This window comes from Blautia sp. HCP3S3_D9 (assembly GCF_052063845.1).
GTDB lineage: Bacteria > Bacillota > Clostridia > Lachnospirales > Lachnospiraceae > Blautia_A.
Map to the genome: position 1 here is coordinate 20,202 of NZ_JBQHWS010000045.1, position 8,792 is coordinate 28,993.

The following is an 8,792-nucleotide window of genomic DNA, read 5'->3' on the forward strand; positions in this document are numbered from 1 at the left end:
AAATACGATTGAGAATAAAGGAGAACAAGGATCATGAAATTAGCAGATGTTATGGATAAAGTAGAAGTTGGCATGAAGATGGTAGTAAGAAGTGAGTACAATCCAGAGTATGAAGTATTCGGCGGTAAAGTTGTGGAGAAGAAAGGCGTTTATTTATGTCTGGAAGTGGATGGAATCCTGCATGGACTGTCTGCGAAAGAAAATTATGAAGTGTTAAAATTGTTTGATAAGAACGGCGTAGAGCTTATAGAGCGAGACGTTTGGGAGATTATTGAAAAATACGTACCAGAGGTTGAATCACCGGAGCAGGTTTACTCTGCTGCGCTTGATGTCTGGGGCTGTTATACAGCAGAAGTGAAGCGTAAGGTTAGTTTTGCTCTGGCTGAGCTTATGACAGATGATGATATGGAGTGTTTTTTCGATGAACTGAGTGACAAGCACAGACAGATTGCGAATCTTCTTGGGTATGAGGATGATTCTGAGAATATAGACGAAGAAACTGAAGATATTATTGAAGAACTGGTTGAAAATACAGAAGACTATGATCCAGATGCTTACGAAGAAGATGGTACAGAAGAAAGTCTTTATCTTGAAAATACAGCATTAAAAAAATTGATGGAAATTCAGATGATGTTAGAAAAAATAAAACAGAAAGATGAACAGAAAGAGAGCGTGAATGCTTAATGGCAGAAGATTTTAGAGCGAAGATTACCGCAGAACTTGATACCGCAGAAGCGGAGAACAAGTTGAATGCGTTTTTAAATAAGAAGAATAAGCTGAAGATTGACGTGGAAGTAAATCAGGATTCCGCAAAGAAACTCAGCTCCAGTATTGAGAAAGGTATCAGGCAGACAAAGCTTGATACCTCTTCTATTACAGAACAACTTGCAGGTTCTTTCAATATCTCAGATAAGAATGTGCTTAATAAGATGAAGAAACAGATGGATTCGATGGTGTCCAGCTTAGGCAAGACTTGGAATGGCAGTGATTTTGATTTTAAGAATGCATCCGGGTTCTATTCAGGGTTGAATAATCTGTCTGATACTGTTACAAAGAATGCAAAGATTGTTCAGGGCAAGACCGGAATTTATGATGATTTTTTCAACTACTTTAAAGATAAGAAGATTTATGTATCGGATGAACTGAAAAAAGCAATGGGTGGTGATGCCTATAAGGAACTGTTGCAAAATAATATCGGAAAGATTGTCAGGGATTCCACAAAGGGCGTATCTATAGATTCCATCTGGGGAGAAATGACCAGCTTATTCCCGGAACACTTTTCTGCGGATATGACAACTCAAGTGGATCAGATCATACATGCCTTTGATCTGATGAAGCAGGCAAGAGCTGATATGACACAGAGTTTTTCCGTGAGTGATCTGAAAGGTGCAGACTTTACAGCTATGACGGATTCGATAGCGGAGCAGGTGTTGGTAGCAGGTACACAGCTGAAAGATGCTTTACAGACAAATCTCATGTCTGCAACAGAAGCAGCGAAAACAATGATCGACCTTGATGTTGAGGTGAATACTGAGAAAATTGCTTCAGATATTCGTTCCGCAGTACAGAGCGCAGGGACAGAAGCAGGGGAAGCTCTCAATGTTGACCTGAAGATCAATGGCGAACAAATGATATCAGAGCTTAGAAGTGCAGTAGGACAGCTTGGAACCGGGGAAGAACCTGTAAAAGTAAATCTTCAGGTTGACCGGGAATCCTTACAGTCTGATCTGAACCTTGCGTTGAATGATCTGGAACTTCCGGTGCATTTTAAAGTGGATGCGGAAGAGATCGAAAGCCAGCTCCGGGCAGCAGTAGAGAGCATTACGGATATTCAGATTGATCTGAGAGTGAACACTGATCCGGTCACGGATGCTACAGCTCAGGCGGCAAATACCGGGAATATACAGGCAGAAGTTCCGGTCACGGCTCCACAGACAGATACTTCCGGGCTTACACAGTTGCAGCAGGCACTTGGAAGTGTAAATACAGCAGGACAGAGAAGTCAGAGTATCTTTTCTTCTCTGGGAAGCAGTTTCAGGGAAGCTTTCAGTGCATACAGTCTGGCGAATCTGATGCAGGATGGATTGTATAAGATTACGGATGCAGGAAAAGAAGCTCTTTCTACAGTGAAGGAATTTAATGATCTGGAGACTGACCTTGCAATGGCTACAGGTGAGAGCCGTTCTTATGCAAGTGATCTGACGCAGAGTTACAATGCATTGGGACAGGAACTTGGAAGTATCACTTCGGATGTAGCGAAATCTGCGGACAGCTGGTTAAGACAGGGACGTTCCATGTCTGAGACTAATCAGCTTATCAAGGACAGTATGGTGCTATCCAAAGATGCACAGATGGATTCGGAGAATGCGTCAGAGGTATTGACTGCAACTCTGAACGGTTTCCAGATGAATGCGGATCAGGCAGGGCATATTAATGATGTACTGACGAGTATCGACTTGGAATCTGCTTCAGATGCCGGAGGAATCGGGCAGGCACTGACAAAAGTTGCATCACAGGCGAATAATGCAGGTGTCAGTCTGGAGAAAACTGCTGCCATGATCGCAACAATCAAGGACGTAACACAGGACAGTGATGATTCGATTGGTACAGGCTTGAAGAGTATTCTTTCCAGAATGAACCAGATTAAGGCTGGTAAATTTGTAGATTCTGAAACTGGCGAGAGCCTGAATGATGTGGAGAAAGTCCTGAATAAAGTAGGAATCTCCATGCGTGACGTGAATGGACAGTTCAAAGAATCGGAACCGATCATTGATGAAGTTGCAGGCAAGTGGTCAACCTTTGATGGAAATACAAAGAAAGCAGTTGCAACAGCTATGGCAGGTACCTACCAGTATAACAAACTGATTGCCATGTTTGACAACTGGGATAAAGTGCAGTCTTTAACAGAAACCGCGTTAAATGCAGACGGCACCGCACAGAAAAAATTTGAGGATAATTACCTGACTTCACTGGAAGCAAAGACCAACGCACTGAAAGCAAGTCTTGAAAATTTGGCTACATCTACCGTATCCAGCGACTTGTATTCAGGTTTTCTGGACGGTTCCAAGAGTCTTGTGGATTTTGCAAATAACATTAATTTAGTTCAGTCTGCCATTGCAGGGCTTGGTGCAGCAGGTGGAGTGTATGCAATTCAGCAGATTGTAGCGGCATTCCGGGAGCTTTCAAATCTTGGAAATGCTTTGAATCTGAGCAGGGCAGTAAATATCCCGGATGATTCTTTCCAGAGATTATTGACGCTGACACAGGGATTATCGGAATCACAGACCAGACTTGTTCTGTCCAGTACTGCTTTAACGGATGCACAGAGGGCAGCAATTCTGACAAATCAGGGAATGAGCAGTGCAGAAGCACAGGCATCGGTAGCAGCAATGGGCTTGTCAACCGCAGAAGGTGCAGCAGCGGCATCAACATTCTCTTTATCTGGTGCATTATCTGGTTTGTGGGCTACATTAATGGCGAATCCACTTATTCTGGTGGCTGCTGGGGTAACGGCTGCCGTATCTGCGTTTAGTGCATATCAACATTCTGTTGAGGAAGCGGTATCTTCCGCAAAACAGGCAGGTACCGAATGGCAGGAAAACAATACATCCTTGCAGGATAACATTGAGAGAATCACAGAACTGCGTACAGCACTGGCATCTGGAACTCTGACTGAACAGGAAGCTGCCAGCGCAAAGAGCGAACTGTTATCTATTCAGGAGTCACTGACAGATTCCTACCACAGTCAGGTAGCCGGGATTGACCTGATTAATGGAAGTCTGGAAGAACAGATTGCGCTTTTGGATAAGGTTTCACAAAAAGAAGCCAGCCAGTTCCAGAACGAGAACAAAAAAGGGATTGAGGAAGCAGAGAAAAAAGTAGAGAAGAAACGCCACACTTATCTTGGACAATTCCTTGATAATGGTTCCAAAGAATCTGAAGCAATCAAAAAATCTATTAATGATCTGAAGAAAGAATACGGGGATGAAGTATTTACGATAGAACCGGAAATGGACGGAATTACAATGGATGTCCATTTTAAAGCGGATTCTGTAACGGCAAAACAGGCATTGAATGACTTTATGGATGATGCCAAATCCATTGAGAAACAGTATGGAGAATCTGATACATTAAGCGTGATGCTGGATAATGCATCAGGAGGATTATCAGAAGCCAATGAAATACTTGGAAAATATGGTGATCTTTATGAACAGGCACAGGAAGCGAAGCTGGTTGCAGAAGAACAGACATTTAAAGCTGATGGGAAAGACCAGACAGCTCTGAAATGGCTGAATGATTATACAAAAGCAGTAAAGAATTACAATGATGCACTGACAGAAGGCGATTCTGATAAGATCACACAGGCAGCAGGAGAGTTTGAAACGGTAGATACGGCGGTACAGTCTTTATTAAAAAATTCTGATATGTCTCAGTTTGCGGATCAGTTCTCGGAGGTAAGAGATCAGTTAAATGATACGGCTATCGCTGCAAATCAGTTTAGTGATGCTTTATCGGGAAAAGACACTTCAAAGTTCGGAAAAGAGATAAAGAAGAATGCAGATTCTCTGAAAGAACTTGGCTTGACAGATACGGACTTCAAGTATGCTTTCGAGACAGAAGGTGTACAGGAAGGTGAAGATCAGATTAATGCTCTTGTGGATGCGGCAGTGGAGTGTGGACTGATTTCTGATACATCCAGCGGTGAAGTGGCGAAGTTGGTGAATATGCTTACACAGTTAGGAGTCATTTCATCCAGTGCAGGAGCTTCTGTGGACACAACAACCGAAGCTGTCTCAGATTTGGCAGACCAGATCATAAATGCACAGGAAGCGTTATCCGGGATTAAGAAAGCAACTTCAGTTCTTACTTCACAGTCAACAGGGAAGTCTATATCTTTGGATGATTTTAATTCAGATGAGCTTTCAGATTACACCTCTGCATTGGAATATAACAATGGCGCACTACATCTGAATGCCGAGAAAGTCCGGGAACTGCAAAAAGCAAAAGCAGAGGAAGCAATCCAGACGAATGAGAATCAGAAACTGGAAAAACAGGCGCAATATATGCAGAACATTGCAGAAATCGAGCGGCTTCAGGATGAACTGAGAAATTTATCTGATGCAAAAAGTCAGAATGCACAGACCATCCAGAGTAGTATAGATGCACTGTTATCTGAGAATGATGGATTAGTGAATCAGTGTAACCAGCTTGATCTGTTGTCTGCATCACTCAGAGAAGCAACAGGGGCATATCAGAATTGGCTGGATAAACAGAACACTTCTGAGTCAGGAGATATGTTTGACGATGCTATGGGAGCGTTGGATCACATTGAGGATGTAACACAGAATACGGATTCTGAGGATTATGGAAGGATAGGAACAAATTCTTATAAAGCAGCAGTGGATTTTATCGTCCCGGATTCTGTAGATACAGAAGATGCAGGAGCAGTTTCTTCTTATATAGATAGTATTGAGCATTATTTTAACCATGATTCAGACGGGAACAGAACCGGACTGGATGTTGCGGAGTTCTGTGCAAAGGCGACAAAAGCCGGACTGATGGAACTGGATGAAGCAAGTGGTGAGTATAAGATTGCAGGTCAGCGTACTATGCAGGACTTTGCAGACGGATTAACTTTGTCACTTCCGATGGTGCAGGCAATGTTCGGAGAGATGGAAGAGTTCGGCGGTGAATTTGACTGGGCTGACGAAGCTGTCAAGACATTGGGGGATCTGGGTATGGCAGCAGGTGAAGCCAAGGGCAGGATTGAAGAACTGTCCGGGGACAAAGATCTTGATATTCAGATCGACGTTTCGGATATTGAGAGTACAGAAGATAAGATCAAGACTCTTGATAATACGATTTCACAGATGCAGGAGTATAAAGGCACTCTGGAAGTAGATTCTTCGCAGGTGGATGATGCAAATACCGTAATCCAGTACTGTGTGACACAAAAACAGATGCTAGAAGCTCCGGCTGTTATGTCTGTAGATGCTTCACAGGTGGATGGAGAGCTTGGAAATGCACTGTCATTATTACAGCAATTTCAGGAAGCACAGAATAATGTAGAATTGCAGGCTTCGGTGGGGGCTGATACATCAGAAGCACAAGGCAAAGTGGATGGTTTGGTCAGTGAAATTCAGGGACTTTCCCCAGAGATTAAGGCAACACTGGGAATTGACGGAACTTCTGAAGCTACAATCACAGCATCCATTCAGGCATTATCACCGAAAATTATGGTAGAAGCAGGTGTGGATTCTTCTGTTGTAGACGCGTATGCAGCAGAAGAGAAAAAATCCAATGGTACGGTAGACTGGGACAATAATACAGGAAAAGTGGATGCATGGGCTGCACAGATGCACACTTCCAATGGTACGGTGAACTGGACGAACAATACGGCAAATGTAAAGACCAGTTTTACTGCGACAGGTACAGTCAACTGGACAAATGCAAACGCACCATCCAAAGGATCAGGCGGTGCGAGTGGTACTGCTCATGCTTTTGGTACTGCACATTATCCGCATTTGGTTGGTCATGCAGATGCAAAAGGTAACTGGGGAACAAAAACCGGAGGAATGACGCTGGTTGGAGAGCTGGGAAGAGAGATCGTTGTTGATCCAATGACTGGAACATGGCATACAGTTGGTGACAATGGTGCGGAATTCCAGTACATCCCGGCAGGAAGTATAGTATTCAATCATTTACAGACCGAATCTTTGTTGGAACAGGGATTCGTGAACAGTCGTGGAATGGCGAGAGCGTCTGGTACTGCTATGGTCAGAGGTGGGATTTCTGTCAGTCAAGCAAATATCGCTTTTGGAAATCGTGGATCAGGTACAGGTAACGGTTCTGCATCAACAGCGAATACGGCTGCCGTTAATAATAATACAAAAGCAGTACAAAGTTCAGGCAAAGCTGCCAGTGAAGCTGCGGATAAAGTAGACGAAGCTCTTCAGAATGCCATTAAGAAACTGAATGACAATGCAATGGATTGGATAGAAACAACCATGAACCGTCTGGATCGGGCGACTTCCAAATATACGGACTATGCGGAAAGCGATACCAGTCATTATACGAAGGCTCAGAATAACTATGACAAAGCAATTAAAAGTACACAGGAAGAGATTGATGCTTCTAAGCAGGCAATGCAGAAATACTGGAGTTATGCACAGAAAGTAGCAGCAGACTCTACGGTCAGTCAGTATCTTACTCCAACTCTGAAGAAAAAGATTGATGAGGGCAAGACAATTGATATTGAGTCTTTATCTGCCAGTCAGAAAGCTGCGGTTGATGCTTATAAAGAATGGATGGATAAGTATCTGGATGCTAAAGATACGAACCGGGAGAAGAGAGCGCAGAAATTAAAACTTGCTAGGGCAAAAGTTGACAATACATATGATTCTTACGATGTGATTATCGGTAAGAGAGAAGCGAAAGAAGATTATTATGCAGCTTTGGCAGAGAATAGAATTGCACATGGCAAGTCCCAGAAGATCGGCTCTGTTTATTATCAGGATCTTGAGAAGCAGCGTGATTATGCACAGTATCAGAAGGACTGGACTGCAAAGGAGATGAAGGCTGTCCAGAAGAGAATGTCTGAATATCTCAAGACGAATGGCAATAACCGTAAGGATAAAGCATATCAGGAGATGTTAAAACAGTATACAGAACTGAAGACAACCTATGCAAAAGCAGATACGCATATTCAGGAGTTGACACAGGCGATTCAAGACGCAAGAGAGAATGTGAAGCAATGGTCAGTGGATCGCTGGGAGCGTGCAGGTTCCAAGCAGGATGCAGCTATTAATTATAAAATCGTATCAGATAACCCGGATCGTCAGATAGCTGAGAAAGATTATACCGAACGTATCAAGACGAATAACCGACAGATTCTGGCATTGCAAAAGCTGAGACAGGAAAAAGCGGAATATTATGATACACATTTTAGCAGCTGGAACAATGAAGAAGCGCAGAAGTATCTCGATTCGATTGCTAAGATCGACGAACAGATATTAAATCTTGGCAGCAGTACGGAAGAGCTGAAAAATAAGATTATGGAACTCCGCTGGAAGCCGTTTAATGATTTTCAGGATGAGCTGGACAGTGTGATTAATGAGTACCAGACCATGCAGAAGCTGTTGGGCGATGAGGACAGCTTCTATAATGATGATGGTTCCCTGACACAGAATGGTCTTACAAATGTTCTGCTGTTACAGGAATCCATAGATGCGACTAAGGATAAGCTTGCGAATTACAGGGTTGCGCTGGATAAGTTGGAAGAGCAGTATCAGAATGGATGCTACAGTGCAGAAGAATACAAAGAAAAGACAGAAGAACTGTTAAAAGGAATACAAGATGCATCCTCTTCACTGGCAGAGTACAGGCAGCAGATATTATTTGTATATGAGACACAGGTCAAGACGGAGAACGACCTGCTGCAAAAGAATATTGATAAACGTCTGGAAGCCTTGGATGCGAAAGAGAAATATTATGAATTTGATAAGACAATCAGGAAAAAGTCCAAGGATATCAATGCTTTGAAGGCTTCCATCTCTGCCCTTGAAGGGACGTCGAATGCCGCAGCAAAAGCGCGTCTGGAAAAGTTAAAAGCAGAACTTGCAGACGCAGAAGAGGATATGCAGGATACTGTTCATAACCATGAGACTGAAATGAAGAAGACCGGATACGAAAATCTTCAGAAGGATGCAGAGAATGCATTGGATAATACACTGGATGCACTGAAGAAGAATACCAGTTTTCAAGAAGCTGTTATCAATAATATGCTTTCAAAT

General features: G+C 43.0%; 2 protein-coding genes. Both read left to right on the forward strand.

The window, feature by feature from the left end; translation table 11 throughout:
- The first annotated feature begins 33 nt into the window (after positions 1 to 33).
- Complete coding sequence (locus ACTNES_RS10450) at positions 34 to 684, forward strand: hypothetical protein (protein ID WP_118246935.1); 651 nt, start codon at positions 34 to 36, stop codon at positions 682 to 684.
- The coding region (locus tag ACTNES_RS10455) for a phage tail tape measure protein (protein ID WP_441039244.1) at positions 684 to 8,792 on the forward strand (8,109 nt) is incomplete at its 3' end. The genes ACTNES_RS10450 and ACTNES_RS10455, both read left to right, overlap by 1 nt.

Bases quoted from the DNA above. Each gene is read 5' to 3' on its own strand.
- ACTNES_RS10450 (WP_118246935.1), top strand. From the start codon at position 34: ATGAAATTAGCAGATGTTATGGATAAAGTAGAAGTTGGCATGAAGATG.